The 17,708-nt window shown below is 69.3% G+C and carries 23 protein-coding genes and 1 pseudogene; 6 read left to right on the top strand and 18 right to left on the bottom strand.

All coding sequences use genetic code 11. The features are described from left to right. Position 1: 1 nt before the first annotated feature. From rpsC to rpsJ, 8 genes are read right to left on the bottom strand one after another with little or no spacing between them, the layout of a single operon-like run. On the bottom strand, positions 2-754 hold the full coding sequence (rpsC, locus tag QQA02_RS06450) for a 30S ribosomal protein S3 (RefSeq protein ID WP_284774343.1): 753 nt from the start codon (positions 752-754) through the stop codon (positions 2-4). After that, the gene (rplV, locus tag QQA02_RS06445; protein ID WP_284863730.1) at positions 754-1,116 is read right to left on the bottom strand and encodes a 50S ribosomal protein L22; all 363 of its coding nucleotides are present in this window, start codon (positions 1,114-1,116) and stop codon (positions 754-756) included. Before rplV ends, rpsC begins: the two co-directional genes overlap by 1 nt. 3 nt (positions 1,117-1,119) lie before the next feature. Next, a complete protein-coding gene (gene rpsS, locus QQA02_RS06440; RefSeq protein ID WP_075663226.1) occupies positions 1,120-1,398 on the bottom strand; it encodes a 30S ribosomal protein S19 in 279 nt (92 codons plus the stop codon). 16 nt (positions 1,399-1,414) lie between these two features. After that, positions 1,415-2,254, bottom strand: coding sequence for a 50S ribosomal protein L2 (gene rplB / locus QQA02_RS06435; protein WP_284863728.1), 840 nt, complete (start codon positions 2,252-2,254; stop codon positions 1,415-1,417). 27 nt (positions 2,255-2,281) lie between these two features. After that, positions 2,282-2,587 (bottom strand): 50S ribosomal protein L23, encoded by a 306-nt coding sequence (gene rplW, locus QQA02_RS06430; protein ID WP_075663224.1) that lies wholly within the window; start codon positions 2,585-2,587, stop codon positions 2,282-2,284. Beyond that, positions 2,587-3,243, bottom strand: coding sequence for a 50S ribosomal protein L4 (rplD, locus tag QQA02_RS06425; RefSeq protein WP_284774336.1), 657 nt, complete (start codon positions 3,241-3,243; stop codon positions 2,587-2,589). Before rplD ends, rplW begins: the two co-directional genes overlap by 1 nt. Further along, a complete protein-coding gene (rplC, locus tag QQA02_RS06420; RefSeq protein WP_284774334.1) occupies positions 3,240-3,896 on the bottom strand; it encodes a 50S ribosomal protein L3 in 657 nt (218 codons plus the stop codon). Before rplC ends, rplD begins: the two co-directional genes overlap by 4 nt. Before the next feature lie 29 nt (positions 3,897-3,925). Further along, positions 3,926-4,231 (bottom strand): 30S ribosomal protein S10, encoded by a 306-nt coding sequence (rpsJ, locus tag QQA02_RS06415; protein ID WP_003854291.1) that lies wholly within the window; start codon positions 4,229-4,231, stop codon positions 3,926-3,928. Between the two features lie 669 nt (positions 4,232-4,900). On the opposite strand from rpsJ, the gene QQA02_RS06410 reads away from it, so the two are divergent. Genes QQA02_RS06410 through amaP form a run of 6 tightly spaced genes read left to right on the top strand, consistent with a single transcriptional unit; the run spans position 4,901 to position 8,086 of the window. Beyond that, the gene (locus QQA02_RS06410; protein ID WP_284774332.1) at positions 4,901-5,401 is read left to right on the top strand and encodes an Asp23/Gls24 family envelope stress response protein; all 501 of its coding nucleotides are present in this window, start codon (positions 4,901-4,903) and stop codon (positions 5,399-5,401) included. Positions 5,402-5,404: 3 nt separating this feature from the next. After that, positions 5,405-5,713, top strand: coding sequence for a hypothetical protein (locus QQA02_RS06405; RefSeq protein ID WP_284863725.1), 309 nt, complete (start codon positions 5,405-5,407; stop codon positions 5,711-5,713). A gap of 19 nt (positions 5,714-5,732) precedes the next feature. Beyond that, entirely contained in the window at positions 5,733-5,930 is a 198-nt protein-coding gene (locus tag QQA02_RS06400; protein WP_284774329.1) for a hypothetical protein, read from the top strand. 5 nt (positions 5,931-5,935) lie between these two features. Beyond that, positions 5,936-6,916, top strand: a complete 981-nt coding sequence (locus tag QQA02_RS06395; protein WP_284863723.1) for an Asp23/Gls24 family envelope stress response protein — start codon at positions 5,936-5,938, stop codon at positions 6,914-6,916. Next, entirely contained in the window at positions 6,897-7,529 is a 633-nt protein-coding gene (locus tag QQA02_RS06390; RefSeq protein WP_284863721.1) for a DUF6286 domain-containing protein, read from the top strand. The genes QQA02_RS06395 and QQA02_RS06390 overlap by 20 nt, the downstream gene beginning before the upstream one ends. Further along, complete coding sequence (gene amaP, locus QQA02_RS06385; protein WP_284774323.1) at positions 7,526-8,086, top strand: alkaline shock response membrane anchor protein AmaP; 561 nt, start codon at positions 7,526-7,528, stop codon at positions 8,084-8,086. The genes QQA02_RS06390 and amaP overlap by 4 nt, the downstream gene beginning before the upstream one ends. Before the next feature lie 71 nt (positions 8,087-8,157). On the opposite strand, the gene QQA02_RS06380 is transcribed toward amaP, so the two are convergent. The 10 genes and pseudogenes from QQA02_RS06380 to QQA02_RS06340 all read right to left on the bottom strand — a co-directional run bounded on the left by QQA02_RS06380 (position 8,158) and on the right by QQA02_RS06340 (position 17,703). Further along, a complete protein-coding gene (locus QQA02_RS06380) occupies positions 8,158-8,871 on the bottom strand; it encodes a hypothetical protein (protein ID WP_284863719.1) in 714 nt (237 codons plus the stop codon). Between the two features lie 313 nt (positions 8,872-9,184). Then, a complete protein-coding gene (gene tuf, locus QQA02_RS06375; RefSeq protein ID WP_284863717.1) occupies positions 9,185-10,375 on the bottom strand; it encodes an elongation factor Tu in 1,191 nt (396 codons plus the stop codon). Between the two features lie 404 nt (positions 10,376-10,779). Then, the gene (gene fusA / locus QQA02_RS06370) at positions 10,780-12,903 is read right to left on the bottom strand and encodes an elongation factor G (protein ID WP_284863715.1); all 2,124 of its coding nucleotides are present in this window, start codon (positions 12,901-12,903) and stop codon (positions 10,780-10,782) included. Between the two features lie 230 nt (positions 12,904-13,133). Continuing rightward, positions 13,134-13,601, bottom strand: a complete 468-nt coding sequence (rpsG, locus tag QQA02_RS06365; RefSeq protein WP_284774314.1) for a 30S ribosomal protein S7 — start codon at positions 13,599-13,601, stop codon at positions 13,134-13,136. Between the two features lie 3 nt (positions 13,602-13,604). After that, the gene (gene rpsL / locus QQA02_RS06360) at positions 13,605-13,976 is read right to left on the bottom strand and encodes a 30S ribosomal protein S12 (RefSeq protein ID WP_284863713.1); all 372 of its coding nucleotides are present in this window, start codon (positions 13,974-13,976) and stop codon (positions 13,605-13,607) included. Between the two features lie 422 nt (positions 13,977-14,398). Continuing rightward, positions 14,399-15,055 (bottom strand): hypothetical protein, encoded by a 657-nt coding sequence (locus QQA02_RS06355; RefSeq protein ID WP_284863712.1) that lies wholly within the window; start codon positions 15,053-15,055, stop codon positions 14,399-14,401. 12 nt (positions 15,056-15,067) lie between these two features. Further along, positions 15,068-15,628: a hypothetical protein gene (locus tag QQA02_RS06350; RefSeq protein WP_284863710.1), complete on the bottom strand. Its 561-nt coding sequence runs from the start codon at positions 15,626-15,628 to the stop codon at positions 15,068-15,070. A gap of 109 nt (positions 15,629-15,737) precedes the next feature. Next, positions 15,738-15,923, bottom strand: coding sequence for a hypothetical protein (locus QQA02_RS11670; protein ID WP_350309453.1), 186 nt, complete (start codon positions 15,921-15,923; stop codon positions 15,738-15,740). Between the two features lie 112 nt (positions 15,924-16,035). Then, positions 16,036-17,365: pseudogene (locus tag QQA02_RS06345) on the bottom strand (choline/carnitine O-acyltransferase); the annotation flags it as partial. 56 nt (positions 17,366-17,421) lie between these two features. Continuing rightward, complete coding sequence (locus QQA02_RS06340; protein ID WP_284863708.1) at positions 17,422-17,703, bottom strand: hypothetical protein; 282 nt, start codon at positions 17,701-17,703, stop codon at positions 17,422-17,424. Positions 17,704-17,708 lie beyond the last annotated feature (5 nt).

Below are 17,708 nucleotides of genomic sequence, written 5' to 3'. Positions count from 1 at the left end.
CTTAGTCCTCCTGCTTCTTCTCGGCGCGGGGACGGCGCTGGCCACCGCGGCGCGGACGGCCACGGCCGCCACGGCCACCGCGACGGTCGTTCGACGGCGCGGCCAGGTCGCTCTCGCGACGGCCACCGACGACGTCGCCCTTGTAGATCCACACCTTGACGCCGATGCGCCCGAAGGTGGTGTGGGCCTCACGCAGGCCGTAGTCGATCTCGGCACGGAGCGTGTGCAGCGGCACACGACCCTCGTGGTAGCGCTCGGTGCGGGACATCTCGGCACCGCCCAGACGGCCGGAGCACTGGATCTTGATGCCCTTGACCTGCGGCTGACGCATGGCCGACTGAATGGCCTTGCGCATGGCGCGGCGGAACGCGACGCGGCCGGCGAGCTGGTCGGCGATGTTCTGCGCGACCAGGGCGGCGTTGGCGTCGATGTTCTTGACCTCGAGGATGTTCAGCGCCACCTGCTTGCCGGTGAGCTTCTCCAGCTCGCGGCGGATGCGGTCGGCCTCCGAACCGCGGCGGCCGATGACGATGCCCGGCCGGGCGGTGTGGATGTCGACGCGCACACGGTCACGGGTGCGCTCGATCACAACGTCGGCGATGCCGGCGCGCTCCAGCCCGTGGGACAGGAACTCGCGGATCTTGATGTCCTCGGCGACGTAGTTCTTGTATTCCTTCTTGTCGGCGTACCAGTGGGTCTTCCAGTCGGAAGTGATACCCAGCCGGAGGCCGTGGGGGTGAATCTTCTGGCCCACTACTTGGCCCCTTCCTTCTGGCTCTCGACAACCACGGTGATGTGGCTGGTGCGCTTGCGGATCATGAACGCGCGTCCCTGGGCGCGCGGCTGGAACCGACGCATGGTCGGTCCCTCGTCGGCGTAGGCCTCGGAGATGACCAGCGAGCGCGGGTCCAGGCCGAAGTTGTTCTCGGCGTTGGCGGCGGCCGAGGCGACGACCTTGGCCACCGGCTTCGCGGCACCCTGCGGGGCGTACTTCAGGATCGCGAGGGCCTCGGACACGGACTTGCCGCGGACGAGGTCGATGACGCGACGGGCCTTCATCGGGGTGACGCGGACGTAGCGCGCGGTGGCGCGGGCGGAGGTGATGGTTTCACTCATCGCTTATCGACGTCCCTTCTTGTCGTCCTTCTGGTGACCGCGGAAGGTCCTGGTCGGGGCGAACTCGCCCAGCTTGTGACCGACCATGGACTCGTCGACGAACACCGGCACGTGCTTCCGGCCGTCGTGGACGGCGAAGGTGTGGCCGATGAAGTCGGGCAGGATGGTCGAACGGCGCGACCAGGTCTTGATGACCTGCTTCGTGCCCTTGTCGTTCTGAGCGTCCACCTTGTTGAGGAGGTGCTCATCGACGAACGGCCCCTTCTTCAGGCTGCGTGGCATTGTGACTTACCTCCTCTTATCGCTTGTTGGAACGCGACCGGCGACGACGCACGATCATGTTGTTGGAGTAGCGGTTCGGGTTGCGGGTGCGGCCTTCCTTCTGGCCCCACGGGCTGACCGGGTGGCGGCCGCCCGAGGTACGACCCTCACCACCACCGTGCGGGTGGTCGACCGGGTTCATGACGACACCACGGACGGTCGGGCGCACGCCCTTCCAGCGCATGCGGCCGGCCTTGCCCCAGCGGATGTTGATCTGCTCGGCGTTGCCGACCTCGCCGACGGTGGCGCGGCAGCGGATGTCGACGCGACGGATCTCGCTGGAGGGCATACGCAGGACGGCGTAGTTGCCTTCCTTACCCAGCAGCTGGATCGAGGCGCCGGCCGAGCGGGCCAGCTTGGCGCCGGCACCCGGCTTCAGCTCCACCGCGTGGACGGTGGTACCGGTCGGGATGTTGCGCAGCGGCAGGTTGTTGCCCACCTTGATGTCCGAGTCCGGACCGGCCTCAACGACGGTGCCCTGCTTCAGGCCCTTCGGGGCGATGATGTAGCGCTTCTCGCCGTCGAAGTAGTGCAGCAGCGCGATGTTCGCGGTGCGGTTCGGGTCGTACTCGATGTGCGCGACCTTGGCCGGCACGCCGTCCTTGTCGGCGCGACGGAAGTCGATGACACGGTACTGACGCTTGTGTCCTCCACCCTTGTGGCGGGTGGTGATGTGGCCGTGGACGTTACGGCCGCCGGTCTTGCTCAGGGGGCGCAGCAGGCTCTTCTCCGGCTTCGAACGAGTGATCTCGTCGAACTTGGAGACGGAGCTGGCGCGGCGACCCGGAGTTGTCGGCTTGTACTTGCGAATAGCCATAATGGTTCCTTTACTTCTCGACCTTCTTTAAGCGGTCGCGCCGCCGAAGATGTCGATGGAGTCGCTGCCCTCGCGGAGGGTGACGTAGGCGCGCTTGGTCGCCTTGCGGCGGCCGAACCCGGTGCGGGTGCGCTTACGCTTGCCCTCGCGGTTGACGGTGTTCACCGAGGCCACCTTGACGCCGAAGATCTCCTCGACGGCCTGGCGGATCTGGGTCTTGTGGGCGTCGGGGCGCACGAAGAACGTGTAGGTGCCCTGCTCCATGAGACCGTAGGACTTCTCGGAGACGACCGGGGCGATGATGATGTCGCGGGGGTTGACGGTCTTGGCCATTACTTGCTCTCCTCCTTGTCCGCGCCGGTGACGCGGTTGATGAAGGTGTGCAGCGCGGCGACCGAGAACACGACGTCGTCGGAGTTGAGCACGTCGTAGGTGTTCAGCTGCTCCGGGACGAGGACGTTCACGTTCGGCAGGTTGTTGGCGCTGCGACGGGCGTTGAGGTCCTCACGGCCGACGACGAGCAGCACCTGCTTGCGGTCGGTGATGCGCTCGATGAACGCACGCGCCGACTTGGTCGAGGGCTTCTGGCCCGGGACCAGCTCGTCGATGACGTGGATGCGGTCGCCGGCGGCCCGGTTGGACAGGGCGCCGTTCAGGGCGGCGGCCTTCATCTTCTTCGGGGTCCGCTGGGTGTAGTCGCGCGGCTGCGGGCCGTGGACGGTGCCGCCGCCGGTGAACTGCGGCGCACGGGTCGAGCCCTGGCGGGCGCGGCCGGTGCCCTTCTGACGGTAGGGCTTGCGGCCACCGCCGCGGACCATGCCGCGGGTCTTGGTGGCGTGGGTGCCCTGTCGCTTCGCGGCGAGCTGCGCGGTCACGACCTGGTGCAGCAGAGCCGTGGAGACCTCACGGTCGAAGATCTCCGCCGGCAGCTCCACCTGGCCGTCGGTGCCGCCCGCGGCGGTCTGGACGTCCAGAGTCAGGTTGGTCATGCGTGAGCACCGCCCTTCACTGCGGTCTTAACGGTCACGATGCCGCCGCGCACGCCGGGGATGGCCCCCTTGATGAGCAGCAGGTTGGCATCGGCGTCAATCTTCTGAACCTTCAGGTTCTGGGTGGTGACGCGGTCATTACCCATGCGGCCCGCCATACGCTTGCCCTTGAAGATGCGACCCGGGGTGGCGCAGGCGCCGATGCCGCCGACGCGGCGGTGGGCGGCCTGGTTACCGTGGGCGGCACCCTGGCCGGCGAAGCCGTGGCGCTTCATGCCGCCGGCGAAGCCCTTGCCCTTGGAGGTGCCGGTGACGTCGACGAACTCGATGCCGTCGAAGACCTCGACGGTGACGTCCTGGCCGACCTCGTAGGCGGAGACGTCGTCCATGCGGATCTCCGTCAGGTGACGCCGCGGGGTGACGCCCGCCTTGGCGAAGTGGCCGGTCTGCGGCTTCTTCACCTTGCGGGGGTCGATCTCGCCGTAGGCGATCTGGATGGCGTTGTAGCCGTCGGTCTCGGTGGTACGGATCTGGGTGACCACGCACGGCCCGGCCTCGACGACGGTCACCGGAACGACCCGGTTCTCCTCGTCGAAGACCTGGGTCATGCCGAGCTTGGTGCCCAGAATGCCCTTGATCTCGTTTTCACTCATTGTCTGTTCTCCGCAGTAGTTTCAGGCGATCACTGGATGTTCACGTCGACACTGGCCGGAAGGTCGATGCGCATGAGAGCGTCGACGGTCTTCGGCGTCGGGTCGAGGATGTCGATGAGGCGCTTGTGGGTGCGCATCTCGAAGTGCTCGCGAGAGTCCTTGTACTTGTGGGGAGAACGAATAACGGCGTACACGTTCTTTTCGGTGGGCAGTGGCACAGGCCCGACGACGCGTGCGCCGGTACGGGTCACGGTCTCGACGATCTTGCGCGCAGACGCGTCGATCGCCTCGTGGTCGTAGGCCTTGAGCCGAATGCGGATCTTCTGTCCCGCCACGCTTATCCTCTTCCTCGCTCGGTCCCACTTGCTCTCCCGGTCGCCCGGGGGCGCAGAGGTGGGAACTCGCTTCCTGATGTCTCTATAACGTTGTCCGGTCCTCTACAGGGCACGGGCGCAACGCCAGTTCATGGTTCTTGACCGTTCGGTGCCGGCCGGGGGTCTCGACGGGGCGTGACCGATAAACACGCCACAGGGACCTCGCCGTCCGGCTGGGTCAAGTCCGAGGGGGATCACGCGCCACCGGGACGCGTAAGCGTGGCCCTCGTGTACTGCCGCTGTTTATTTGCCATGCCCCTCCTCCGGTCTCCACGCTCGGGACTGCCACGTCTTGATCGACTGACCTACCCCGATTGCGGAGCCTTCCACGGGTCCGAAGACCCGAGCGAAGGTGTCATGTTCGCTCCACCAGCGGCGCCACCGGGCATGCGGACATGCGGCGGGGACGCCGTGTTAAAGCAACCCGAACATTAAAGCACGCCGACCACGCAGAGCGCAAACCACGGACTTTCAAGGCCCCTCCCCGATTGCCGACGTCGCGTGGGTCACCGTCGCCTCGCCCCTGCGCCGTTACCCCCTGCGCCGTTACAAGATTGCAACGCACGCGAAAGAAATCAGCTCTAGACTTGGTAGCGCAACACATGTCACCTATCCGAAGGGATCCACACCATGGCTGACCAGAACAAGAACGCCGCCAAGAACGACGACAAGGACGTCGCCGTCCCGGCCGTCGCCGAGAACAAGGCCGACGACCACGGCCGTACCACCATCGAGGACGTCGTCGTCGGTAAGATCGCCGGCCTGGCGGCCCGCGAGGTCACCGGTGTCCACGCCCTGGGTGGCGGCGGTGCGCGCACCGTCGGCGCCATCCGCGAGGCCTTCGGCGCCTCCGAGAACGTCCAGCAGGGCGTCTCGGTCGAGGTCGGCGAGACCCAGGCCGCGGTGGATCTGTCCATCGTCGCCGAGTACGGCGTGGCCATCCACGAGCTGGCCGAGGCCATCCGCCGCAACATCATCCGCGCCATCGAGCGGATGACCGGCCTGGAGGTCACCGAGGTCAACGTGACCGTCACCGACGTCCACCTGCCCAACCAGGACGACGACCGCGACGACGAGCAGCACGAGCTGTCCGCCGCCGAGCAGGAGCAGGCCGCCCCGCGCGTCCAGTAGCCGATGACCGCCGCTGATCTCATCGAATACCCGCAGGCCGCCGAGCTGGCCGAGCGGGTCCTGGCGGTCGACGGCGTGGCGGATCTCCACTCGGGCTCCTTCGGCGAGGTCGCGCTCCTCTACCCTGGCCACCGTGTGCCGGGACTGCGCCTCGACCGGTCCGGCCGCCTGGAGGTCCACGTGGTCGCCGACCTCGCCCGCGCCACCGACCTGCGCTCCCTGAGCGAGGACGTGCGCGGCGCGGTCGGCGGCGACCGGCCCGTCGACGTCGTCGTCGCTGACGCCACCGGAACCCCGCCCGCCACCGCGTAACCGTGTGAAGGAAACCTCCATGAAAAACATGACCGTCATCGGCGTGGCCTTCGGCCTCGCCGTCGCGCTCGCAGCCATCCTCGGTGGGCTGTCGGGCTTCGTGTGCGCGCTCCTCTTCGGCGCTCTGGGCGGCGTCGTCGGCGCCCACTTCGAGGGCCTGATCGACCTGCGCAACATCACCGACGCCTTCCGCACCGGGCGCGGGGGCCGCGGGTGAGTTCCGTGGACCCCTCAGAGAACCCGCCGGGCGGGGAGGTGTACATCACCGACCGCGCCGTGCACAAGGTCGTCACCGCGGCCACGGCGTCGGTGCCGGGCACCGTCTCCGCCGGCGGCGGCTTCGACAAGCTGACCGGCATGAGCTTCCCGCGCTTTGACCTGCTGGTCGACCGCGCCAGCCACATCGTCACCGTCGAGGCGACGATCGCGGTGTCCTGGCCCTCGCCGGTCACCGACGTCGCCGAGAAGGTGCGCACCACCATCGCGCGCTGGATCACCGACGCGACCGGCATGAACGTCGGCCACGTCAACGTGGTCGTGGGCAACGTCGTCGGCGCCCCGGACCCGGTGACCGCCCTGCAGGTGGCCGCCGCCGACGAGCAGCCGACGCTCGCCCCCGTGGCCGTGGCGCCCTCCGAGGTGACCTCGCCGCGCTACCGGCGTCGGTCCGCCGCGCTGGCCACCACCCGTGAGCTGCCCGTGCGCACCCGGCCGGCCCGTCAGCTGGACCAGGTGCACACGGCCGCCGAACTACCGCTGGCCGCGGTGCAGGTGGCCCCCGAGCGCCCGCTCGAGCAGGTGCACACCGCCGTCGAGCGCCCGATGGACGCCGTCGAGGTGCGCCCCTCCCCCGAGCCCGCGGTCCCCCGCGAGCCCGAGGAGCTGCGCACGGTGCCGGTGCACGTCGCCGAGGAGCGGCCGCTGACCCCGGTCGACGTGGCCGAGGAGCTGCCGCTGCGCGAGCCGCGGGTGGTCGGGTCGACCCCCGTGGTCACCCCGGCCGCCCCGCTGCCGCGGCGTCTGACCCCGGTGCGTGTGGTCTCTGGCCCGGAGCCCGTGCACGCGGTGCTGCCCGTGCGCGCGGAGCCTTTTGTGCCGAAGCTGCCGCCGAAGCGTCCGCTCACGCCCGTCCGTATCGTCCCGCGGGGCCGCTTCAGCCCCGCACAGCAGAAGGGAGGCCCCTATGGCCCCCGAGTCGACTGAGGTCCGCGCCGGCGCCGGCCAGGAGCCCCGGGCCACCCCGGCGGCCCGCTGGCTGGCGGTGCTGCTGGGCCTGGCGCTGGTCGCCCTGGGCGTCGTCGCCGGCCGCGAGCTGTGGCTGCGGCTCTCCGACGGCGTGTCCTGGCGCAGCTGGCTCGACCCGGTCCTGGAGATGGTCGCGGAGAACCGCTTCCAGCCCTGGATGACCTGGGCGTCGATCATCGCGGTCGTCGTCGGGCTCATCCTGATCGTCGTCGCGTTCAAGCCGCGCGCCCGCACCCACCGACGCCTGGCGTCGAGCACCTCGCTGTGGGCACGCCCGGTGGACATCGCCCGGCTGACCACGGCCACCGCCAAGCGCACCCCCGGGGTGGGCAGCGCCTCGACCCGGGTCTCGGGCAAAACCGTCACCGCCGTGGTGCAGGCCAACAGCACCGCCGACGGGGTGGCCGAGTCCATCCGCTCGTCCATCGAGTCGACGGTGGGCCCGCTGCTCGCCGAGAACGCCAAGTTCCGCATCAAGGTCCTCGAGCCCGAGGCCCCGCAGGTCTCGGCCCGCGGCACCGCCCCGGCGGCCGGACGTGACGCCGCCCGGGGAGAGGAGGTCACGCAATGAGCCACGCACTCGCGGCACTCGACCGCATCCTGCTGTTCCTCATCGGCCTGATCGCCCTGGCCGCCGGTGTGGCCGTCATCCTGGTGTGGGCCCAGGTCCCGGAGGCCACCGAGTACTCCGACCGCCTGGACCTGGCAGGGGCCGCCTCAATCACGGAGAACACCTGGTACGACGTCGCGCTCGGCGCGGTCGCCGTGCTGGGCGTGATCCTCGGCCTGTGGCTGATCGCGGCGAACCTGCGCCGCCGCGGCTTCAACCGGGTGCGCTCCTCGGCCACGGACAAGACCGGCTCCGTCGACCTCGCGGTCGCACGCCTGGCCGGTGCCGTGGACGACTCGATCGAGCAGTTCCCCGGCGTCACCGACGTCTCGCACCGCGTCGCGATGGACCGCTCGCGCCCGACGGTGACCTGGACGGTCACCGCGGACCCGAACGTGGACGTCAGCCGGCTGCGCGCCGAGCTGGAGAACAGCGAGACGGACTTCCGCTCCGCGGTCCGCGACATGGACCTCGACACGGTCTACCGTCTCCACGTCAATGCGGTGAAGCAGCAGTAGCGCCGCTCACCGCAAAACACCCCAGCCCCGCGGCCCCGCTCCCCGACCAGGGAGCGAGGCCGCGGCATTTTCTACTCCTCCCCGCCGAGCTCCACGGCGAAGATCTCGGTGACCTCGCCGTAGACGTGCTCCGGCCCGCCGCCGCGGGGCGCCACGCGCAGCTGCCGGCCGACCTCGGCGCTGACCAACTTGGCCCACTTGAGGTGCTCGTGCTCGACCTCGCGGCCGACCTTGGCGTAGACGTCGAGGCCGCGGCCGGCGAGCACCATCCGTTCGGTCTTGCCCTCGGTGCAGCGCAGGGCGTAGACGTCGCGGTCCAGGGAGCCGCGCGTGAGGCCGGTCAGCGAGGTGCGCGCCGTCCTGCCGGCCTCCACGGTGATGCCGGCGACCACGCCGAGGCGGTGGTCCACTCCCCCGCTGTCGCGCAGCACGCACGGCATCCCGACGCGCAGGCGCACGACGTCCTCGAAGAGCCAGCTGACCGGCTGGCGGCCCTTGACCCCGGAGCGCACGGTGACCCGGCGGGCGGCCATGTCGAGAGTGAGGCGGGCCGCCGGCGACTCGGTGCGCACCATCACCAGGCCCGGGGTGTCAAGGCCCACAGACTCGGGGTGCCGGGCCTCCATCACCTCGAGCGCCTTGATGAGTTCCTCGTCGTCGGCGCCCCAGCCGATGCCCTCGTTGGCGAGCATCGCGAAGAGCGTGGCCAGCTCGAGGTCGGGGCGGCCCTCCCAGGCGCGTCGCACCGCGTCGAGGACGCGCGGGATTCGGGTCGGGTCTTTCACGCCCGCCACTGTATCCGTCGCCGCTCCGCCGGCTGGACGCACCCCGGCCCCGGTGGGCGTCTCACCGTCCCCCGGTGGGCACCTCCCCATCTCCGGTGGCACCCCCGTCTCCGGTGGACGCACCCCGTCCCCGGTGGGCACCTCCCCATCTCCGGTGGCACCCCCGTCTCCGGTGGCACGGCGAAGCCGTGCTTCCCCCAGACATGAGAAACCGCCTCCCCCCGTGACGGGGAAGGCGGTTTCTCTGGCACACGGCCGGGGAGCGTCAAACGCTACCCGGCGGGAGGCCGGTCAGACCAGCAGGTAAGCGAACTTACTTGATGATCTTGGTGACGCGGCCGGCGCCGACGGTGCGGGAGCCCTCGCGGATGGCGAAGCGCAGGCCCTCGTCCATGGCGACCGGGGCGATGAGCTCGACGCGCATGTCGACGTTGTCGCCCGGCATGACCATCTCAGTGCCCTCCGGCAGGTGCACGACGCCGGTGACGTCGGTGGTGCGGAAGTAGAACTGCGGACGGTAGTTGTCGAAGAACGGGGTGTGGCGGCCGCCCTCGTCCTTGGCCAAGACGTAGACGGAACCCTCGAACTCGGTGTGGGTGGTGTAGGCGCCCGGCTTGACGACGACCTGGCCGCGCTCGACGTCCTCACGCTTGGTGCCGCGGAGCAGCAGACCGCAGTTGTCGCCGGCCTCGGTGTAGTCCAGCATCTTGCGGAACATCTCGATACCGGTGACGGTGGTGGTCTGAGCCTTGTCCTTGATGCCGATGATCTCGACATCCTCGTTGACGTTCAGGCGACCACGCTCGACACGGCCGGTGACGACGGTGCCGCGGCCGGTGATGGTGAAGATGTCCTCGATCGGCATCAGGAACGGGTGATCGACGTCGCGGACCGGGTCCGGGATGGACTCGTCGCAGGCGTCCATCAGGTCGACGATGGACTGGGACCACTTTTCGTCGCCCTCGAGGGCCTTCAGAGCGGAGATGTGGACGATCGGGGCGTCCTCGTCGTAGTCCTGCTCGGCGAGCAGCTCGCGGATCTCCATCTCGACGAGCTCGATGATCTCCTCGTCGTCGACCATGTCGCACTTGTTCAGGGCGACCAGGATGTAGGGAACGCCGACCTGACGGGCGAGCAGCACGTGCTCACGGGTCTGCGGCATCGGGCCGTCGGTGGCGGCGACCACGAGGATCGCGCCGTCCATCTGAGCCGCACCGGTGATCATGTTCTTGATGTAGTCGGCGTGGCCCGGGGCGTCGACGTGAGCGTAGTGACGCTTCGGGGTGGAGTACTCAACGTGGGAGATGTTGATCGTGATGCCACGCTCCTTCTCCTCCGGCGCCTTGTCGATGGCGTCGAAGGCGAAGGCCTGGTTCTCCTCGGGGTACTTCTCGGCCAGCACCTTGGTGATGGCGGCCGTGGTGGTGGTCTTGCCGTGGTCAACGTGACCGATGGTGCCGATGTTGAGGTGCGGCTTGTTACGCTCGAACTTCGCCTTTGCCACTGTGTGTCCTCCTGGACTTCATGGTGGCTACGACTCTCGCAGCCACGTGGTTTACGGATTGCCACCCTCGCTCCGGCCGAAGCCGGACTGCTGGCGATGGCGTTTTTGTAGTGTGCCAGTTACACGATCCTAGGGTCCGCCAGCGTCTTTTTCAAACCTGGCCTGACCCTGCGTCGTCGGGTTTCGCGGCCCTGAACGTCTCTTCGCCGGGATCCGTGCCGTACCGGCCAACCCGACCTCACCCCGCACCTTGTACGTGCAGGCGGGGTGAGACCCGGTGTGGCCGCTACGACCCGGTTTCAAGCCGGCGGCGTCGACGGGGTCCCCGGGCACAACGGGGACCTGGACCGCCAGGGGCGACCGGCGCGACGTCGTCAATTCAACGGGCGCCGCGCCGCGGCGCCTTACTTGCCGGTGCGCTCCTCGATGATGGCCTGGGAGACGCTCTGCGGCACCTCGCCGTAGGAGTCGAAGACCATCGTGTAGTTCGCGCGGCCCTGCGTCTTGGACCGCAGGTCACCGACGTAGCCGAACATCTCGGACAGCGGGACCTGGGCCTTGACGACCTTGGCGCCGGCGCGGTCCTCCATGGCGTTGACCTGGCCACGGCGGGAGTTGATGTCGCCGATGACCTCGCCCATGTACTCCTCCGGGGTGATGACCTCGACGGCCATCAGCGGCTCGAGAAGCACCGGCTTCGCGCGGGCCACGCCCTCCTTGAGGACCTGGGAACCGGCGATCTTGAACGCCATCTCCGAGGAGTCGACCTCGTGGTACTGGCCGTCCTCGAGGGTGGCCTTGATGTTGACCAGCGGGAAGCCGGCCAGGTGGCCGTACTGCATCGCGTCCTGGATACCGGCGTCGACCGAGGGGATGTACTCCTTCGGGATGCGGCCACCGGTGACCTCGTTGACGAACTTGTAGGTGGCGGACTCGCCCTCCTCCAGCTCGTCCTGGCTCGGGTGGTAGGGCTCGAAGGAGACGATGACCTTAGCGAACTGGCCGGAGCCGCCGGTCTGCTTCTTGTGGGTGAATTCGACGCTCTGGACGGCCTTCTTGATGGTCTCGCGGTAGGCCACCTGCGGGGCGCCGACGTTGGCCTCGACCTTGAACTCGTCCTTCATGCGGGTGACGAGGACGTCGAGGTGCAGCTCGCCCATGCCGCCGATGACGGTCTGGCCGGACTCCTCGTCGAGCTCGACGGTGAAGGTCGGGTCCTCCTCGGCCAGCTTCTGGATGGCGACACCCAGCTTCTCCTGGTCGGACTTGGTCTTCGGCTCGATGGAGACCTTGATGACCGGGTCCGGGAAATCCATGGACTCGAGGATGATCGGGTCGTTCTGGGCGCACAGGGTGTCACCCGTGGTGGTGTTCTTCAGACCGATGACGGCGTAGATGTTGCCGGCGTGGGCGAAGTCGACCGGGTTCTCCTTGTTCGCGTGCATCTGGAAGATCTTGCCGATGCGCTCGCGGTGCTCCTTGGTGGAGTTCAGGACGGTCTCGCCCGGCTCCATCGTGCCCGAGTAGACGCGCACGAAGGTCAGCCTGCCGAAGAACGGGTGAGCGGCGATCTTGAAGGCCAGGGCCGACAGCGGGGACTCGTCGGAGGGCTTGCGGGTCAGCTCGGTGTCCGGCTCGCCCATCTTGTGGCCGTGGACCTCGCCGACGTCCAGCGGGTTCGGCAGGTAGTCGACGACGGCATCGAGCAGCGGCTGAACGCCCTTGTTGCGGTAGGCGGTACCGCACAGGACCGGGAAGATCTCGGAGGAGACGGTCATCTTGCGGATGGCGCTCTTGATGTCCTCGACGGTGAGCTCCTCGCCGCCGAAGTACTTCTCCATGAGCTCCTCGTCGGACTCGGCGACGGCCTCGAGCAGCTTCTCGCGGTACTCGGCGGCACGGTCCTGCAGCTCGGCGGGGATCTCGGTGATGGTCGGCTCGGCGCCGACCTCGACCTTGCCCGGCCAGACGATGGCGCGCATCTCGACCAGGTCGATGACGCCCTCGAAGTCGTCCTCGGCGCCGATCGGGAGCTGGAGGACGAGCGGCTTGGCGTTCAGACGGTCGACGATGGTGCCGACGGTGTAGTAGAAGTCGGCGCCCAGCTTGTCCATCTTGTTGATGAAGCAGATGCGCGGCACGTCGTAACGGGCGGCCTGACGCCAGACCTGCTCGGACTGCGGCTCGACACCCTCCTTGCCGTCGAAGACGGCGACGGCGCCGTCCAGGACGCGCAGGGAGCGCTCGACCTCGACGGTGAAGTCGACGTGGCCGGGCGTGTCGATGATGTTGATCTGGTGACCCTCCCAGAAACAGGTCACCGCAGCGGAGGTGATGGTGATGCCGCGGTCCTTCTCCTGCTGCATCCAGTCCGTGGTGGACTGGCCCTCGTGGGTCTCGCCGACCTTGCGGTTGATACCCGTGTAGTAGAGGATGCGCTCGGTGGTCGTGGTCTTACCGGCGTCGATGTGGGCCATGATGCCGATGTTGCGGACCTTGTGGAGGTCCTTAAGCACTTCTTGTGCCACAGTCTTACCCCAACTTAAATGTCGTGGACGTCTCCCGGAGCCCCGTCGCCTGCGGGCGGACGGGGACGGGACGGCGCCTCGGATGTTCGGTGTTGCGTCGTACAGGTCGTGGCCCGGCGTGCGGTCTCGTGCCGACGCCGCCGAGCGGCCGACTGCTCAGTGTAGTGCCGCCGAGCCGGCTGCGCAGAGCGCACAGGCCGGTCAGCTGCACAGACACCGGGCCCGGCTGACTACCAGCGGTAGTGGGCGAAGGCGCGGTTGGCCTCGGCCATCTTGTGGACGTCCTCGCGGCGCTTCACCGAGGCGCCGAGGCCGTTGGAGGCGTCGAGGATCTCGTTGGCGAGGCGGTCCTTCATGGTGTGCTCACGACGCTGACGGGTGAAGGTCACCAGCCAACGCAGCGCCAGGGTGGTCCCGCGCGCGGGGCGCACCTCGACCGGCACCTGGTAGGTCGCACCGCCGACGCGGCGGGAGCGGACCTCCAGCTCCGGGCGGATGTTGCCCAGGGCCTTGTCCAGGGTGCCCACCGGGTCGGTGCCGGTCTTCTCGCGGCACTGCTCGAGCGCGCCGTAGACGATGCGCTGGGCGGTCGACTTCTTGCCGTCCTGGAGCACCTTGGTGACCAGCATGGTCACCAGCTCGGAGTCGTAGACGGGGTCCTTGATGATTTCGCGCTTAGGAGCTCGCGACTTACGCATGTTTTACTTCTCCTTCTTCGCGCCGTAACGGGAACGGGCCTGCTTGCGGTCCTTGACACCCTGGGTGTCGAGGGAGCCGCGGACGATCTTGTAACGGACACCCGGAAGGTCCTTCACACGGCCGCCACGCACGAGCACCATGGAGTGCTCCTGCAGGTTGTGGCCCTCGCCCGGGATGTAGGCGGAGACCTCGATGCCGGTGGTCAGGCGCACACGGGCGACCTTACGCAGAGCGGAGTTCGGCTTCTTCGGGGTGGTGGTGTACACGCGGGTGCACACACCGCGACGCTGCGGCGAGCCCTTGAGGGCCGCGGTGGCGACCTTCGCGGACTTGGAGTGGCGGCCCTTGCGGACCAGCTGCTGGATAGTGGGCATGTACCGTCCTTTTGACGTAGTTGAAGTTCTTCATCACGGTCCGGGCTTCCTCGTCGGAGGCCCTGACCGCCGGCCACCGCTGGAAGCGGGAGCGTCAAGACATGAAAAAACGGAGGCTCTTTCCCGGGGCCCTGCCGTTCGTGTCCAGGCACCGTCGCGATGAGTCGCTTCGGTGTCAGACTCCCACCGCCACTGGTGACGGGGGACTGTCGCGTGACCTTACACGCACCGCCGGGTGCTGCACAAATCCCGCTTCCCGCGATCGTCCCCGATTGACGACGTCGCGCCCCTCCCCCGGTGCGAGCGCATGCGGCTGCTGCGTGGGGCCGGCGCCGGGCGCCGGCGTGGGCGCGCCCGCCGGCGAGACGCGCTCCGAGCTGCCTGCCGCGCGCCGACCTGCCTCGCGCGCGCCGGCGTGGTTGCTACTCGAACTCGTAGCGCGGCGGCTCGATGTTGAATCCGTCGAGCGAGTCGAGGAAGCGCTGGAGCTCGGCGCGCATGTCCCGCCGCACCCCGCAGTTGATCGTGTAGGGCTCCGGCCGCGTCAGGGTCGACGGCTCCGGCGGCCGGGTCCGCTCGTTCTCGATGATCGTCCGCAGGCGCCGCACCTCGCGGCGGGTCCTCCCGGACGCCCAGTCCTCGGCCAACGAGTTCGCCCTCGGGTCACGCACCCCGACCCGATCGGCGACGTAGCGGATCGCCTCGTCACGGGCCATCCCGTTGGTGGCCTCCCAGTCCCGTAAGAGCCTCCCGTTGTGCGCGTTCACCTCGGCGCGGGCGGCGAGCTCGGCCTCTTCGTGGGCACGCCGTTGTGCGGCGTTGTACTCCTCGACCTCGTGCGCCCGGGCCTCCTTGCGTCGGCGCCGCAGCCACATCAGACCGAAGATGACCGGCAGCAGGATCAGCGCCACCGTGCTGATCGCCGGTATCGGGTCGATCACCCGCGGCTCGGTGGACAGGTAGGGGCCGTTGACCGCCTCGTCGTAGATCCGTATCGGCATCCCGACGAACGCGCAGACGCCGATGTACGCGGCGAACCAGCACACGAAGGTGAGCACCAGGACCCGCAGCATGGACATCCGGGGCGGCGGCTACTTCTGGACCGGGTCCGGCAGCGGCCCGGGCAGCGGCGTCTTTCTCGGCGGGGTGAAGAAGAGGCCCGTGCGCAGCGCGTCGTCGCGCCACTCGGGCCGCTTCCAGCGCGGGAAGTCCGCGACCACCCGCGCCACCCGCTCGGCCACCATGTCCAGCCAGTGTTCACAGGCCTCCTCGTAGTCCCGGAGGTAGTTCAGCGCCCGCGGCCGGAACTCCCTTGAGTACCCGCGCCCCACCCCGTCGCGCCACAGCGCGTAGTTGATGTGGCTCATGGTCTCGAAGCCGGCGTTCATGTCCGCGTGCATCGCGTCGACCGAGTCGCGGAGGTCCTGCAGCCCCTCGTCGACCCTGTCGAAGCCGTCGCGGACCACGTCCCTCGTCTCGGCGAGCAGTGTCTGGCTGCGCCGGGCGTTGCGGTTCGCGTTGACCGCCGCGGCCGCGTTGATCCCGTTGCCGATCACGCTGGAGGTGAGGAGCCACTTCTGCTTCGACGCCAGATCGCGGGTTGCGCCGGTCATGTCCGCGTAGTAACCGCTCATCTCTTCGTTGGTGGTCACCCTGTCACCTCCGGATCCTCACCGGCGCCCTGCCGGTTCACCTCGGATCATTGTCACACGTAACCGGCGGAACAACCGTCGGGTGCGGGGAACGCTCCCCTCGGACGGGTCAGGCCGCGTCGAGCCCGGTGATGAACCCCGCGAGCCGTCCGGCCGTCTCGCCCAGCGCGTCGAGGAACGCCTCCGGGCGCTCGGTGTCCGCGCTGAAGGTGACCGTGTACTCGACCGCGTCCGCCAGCGGCGTGTAGCAGATCCCGAAGCCGCCGGGCGTGGTCGGCGCGAAGGCGTAGCGCACCACCTGCACGTCCGAGCCGACGGAGGTCGTCGACAGGAAGTCGGTGCGCGGCGGCCAGCCTCGGATCCCGCAGGAACTCGGGGTCCTCCCCCAGCTCCTGCGCCGTCCAGCCGAGCGCCCACAGGTGCCGGTCCACGCCGCGGCCGGTCTTGCAGGCCTTGACCCAGTCACGGTGGGCGTCGAGGGCCGCCTGGAGCCCGGCACGGTCCGCCGAGCCCGCCGGCAGCGTGCGGGCAAACGTGACGGCGGCCGGGGTGACCAGGCGCAGGCACTCGGTGCGCCCGGCGGCGTACTCGCGCATGTCGACGGCCTCGTAGACCGCCCGCACCCGCCCGTAGGCGGCGAGCTGCGCGACGGTCATGACCAGCTGCGCGTAGGCGTCGGCGCTGAGCTTCATGTTCTTCGGCCGCGGCCGTGCCACCCGCCGGATCTCCAGGTCCGGCAGCGCGTGCTCCGGTGCGGCGAGGTCGCGGGTCCACGTCAGCTCCTGCGGCGCCCGATTGCCGACGTCGCGCCCCTCCCCCGCGGCGGTTCCCGCACCGTCGGTGTCGGTTGCGGCGAGCGCGTCTGCCCGGTCGCCGGCGTCGGCGCCGGCGAGCCCGGCCTGGATGTCGGCGACGGTCTGCACCAGCGTGGCGCCGTCGACGGTGGAGTGCTCGACGAGCAGTGCGGCCCAGCCGGAGTCGTCGGCGGCCAGCTCGTAGGTCAGGGGCTTATACGTCCAGTAGTGACCGGTGGCGAAGGCACCAGCGCGCAGCCGGCGGGCCTCATCGGTCACCCCGGCCATCGAGGCGTCTCCGGGGGCGGGCACCGAGACGCAGAAGAGCGCGCGGGAGAGCCGCTCGTGCACGTCCGTGTTGCCGGGTTCGGTGAGCCAGGCGCGGAACCTGTCGTCCCCGCTGCCACGGTAGGAGGCGTCGGTGAATCCGGGTTCCTCCCCCACCCCGTCCGGGGCGGAACCACCGGTGGCCGCCAGGATCCGGGCGAACCCGGCCGCCAGCTCGGCGCGCGGGACGGCCCGGCACGCGGATGCCGCCGCGCAGGCAGTCCCACTGCCCGGCGGCCAGCTCGTTGCCGCGCGCGTCGAAGCGGGCGCCGGTCTCACCGGCGGCCTCGGCGAGGTGGACGCGGGCCGCGGCGTGCACCACCTCGGCGAGACGCTCCACCCCGCGGGAGTCGGTCTCCAGGTTGATCTGGAACGAGACGTTCGAGCTCAGCGGCAGCGGCTCCCGGGTGACCAGGTAGCCGTCCAGCCAGCGCTCGGCGAGCCAGCTGGAGCCGGCGGCCGCGCGCTCGGCGGCGTAGTTCTCCAGGGCCTCCTGGATGCGGGGACCTGCGCCCACGGCGAAGTCGTGGGCCAGACGGTGGGTGGGCGCGGCGTCGTCAATTGCGGCGTCAACGCAGCTCAGGGTGCGTTCGAGCGTGTCGTTGAGGGGCGGCACGGGAAGTGGCTTCACCCGCGCCAGGCTACCGGTTCGAACCCGCGCCGTCCTGCCCGTCAGCGGTTCCGGGCTCCGGGTGCCCCCCAGCCATCCTGCGGGTGCTGCGGCCGGGCCGCGCCCGGGGCCGGACGCCCGTCGCCAGCGTACCAGGCGGCTATGCCGCCCAGCTGCGGGTCCCTCATGGCCGGGTCGTTCTCGCGAAAGCGGCGCTTGCCGGTGCGGCGGGGGTCGTAGCCGCGCGCCGACCAGAGCAGCACGAGCACCAGCACCACACCGCAGGCCGCCAGGAGCAGCAGCACCAGGCCGATCAGCGCGATCTCTCCCCAACCGATGTTCATGGCCG

It is taken from the genome of Corynebacterium sp. MSK006 (assembly GCF_030232385.1).
GTDB classification, from domain to species: Bacteria; Actinomycetota; Actinomycetes; order Mycobacteriales; family Mycobacteriaceae; genus Corynebacterium; species Corynebacterium frankenforstense_A.
Note: the sequence above shows the minus strand (reverse complement) of the source record. Positions and strands in the feature narration are given on the sequence as shown.

Excerpts from the sequence above, each read along its gene's own strand:
- QQA02_RS06405 (WP_284863725.1), top strand. The coding sequence starts at position 5,405 with ATGACCGCCGCTGATCTCATCGAATACCCGCAGGCCGCCGAGCTGGCC.
- QQA02_RS06410 (WP_284774332.1), top strand. The coding sequence starts at position 4,901 with ATGGCTGACCAGAACAAGAACGCCGCCAAGAACGACGACAAGGACGTC.
- QQA02_RS06390 (WP_284863721.1), top strand. The coding sequence starts at position 6,897 with ATGGCCCCCGAGTCGACTGAGGTCCGCGCCGGCGCCGGCCAGGAGCCC.
- rpsL (WP_284863713.1), bottom strand. The coding sequence starts at position 13,976 with ATGCCCACTATCCAGCAGCTGGTCCGCAAGGGCCGCCACTCCAAGTCC.
- rplB (WP_284863728.1), bottom strand. The coding sequence starts at position 2,254 with ATGGCTATTCGCAAGTACAAGCCGACAACTCCGGGTCGCCGCGCCAGC.
- QQA02_RS06355 (WP_284863712.1), bottom strand. The coding sequence starts at position 15,055 with ATGTCCATGCTGCGGGTCCTGGTGCTCACCTTCGTGTGCTGGTTCGCC.
- rplC (WP_284774334.1), bottom strand. The coding sequence starts at position 3,896 with ATGAGTGAAAACGAGATCAAGGGCATTCTGGGCACCAAGCTCGGCATG.
- rpsG (WP_284774314.1), bottom strand. The coding sequence starts at position 13,601 with ATGCGTAAGTCGCGAGCTCCTAAGCGCGAAATCATCAAGGACCCCGTC.
- amaP (WP_284774323.1), top strand. The coding sequence starts at position 7,526 with ATGAGCCACGCACTCGCGGCACTCGACCGCATCCTGCTGTTCCTCATC.
- rplD (WP_284774336.1), bottom strand. The coding sequence starts at position 3,243 with ATGACCAACCTGACTCTGGACGTCCAGACCGCCGCGGGCGGCACCGAC.
- rpsS (WP_075663226.1), bottom strand. The coding sequence starts at position 1,398 with ATGCCACGCAGCCTGAAGAAGGGGCCGTTCGTCGATGAGCACCTCCTC.
- QQA02_RS06340 (WP_284863708.1), bottom strand. The coding sequence starts at position 17,703 with ATGAACATCGGTTGGGGAGAGATCGCGCTGATCGGCCTGGTGCTGCTG.
- QQA02_RS06400 (WP_284774329.1), top strand. The coding sequence starts at position 5,733 with ATGAAAAACATGACCGTCATCGGCGTGGCCTTCGGCCTCGCCGTCGCG.
- rplV (WP_284863730.1), bottom strand. The coding sequence starts at position 1,116 with ATGAGTGAAACCATCACCTCCGCCCGCGCCACCGCGCGCTACGTCCGC.
- rplW (WP_075663224.1), bottom strand. The coding sequence starts at position 2,587 with ATGGCCAAGACCGTCAACCCCCGCGACATCATCATCGCCCCGGTCGTC.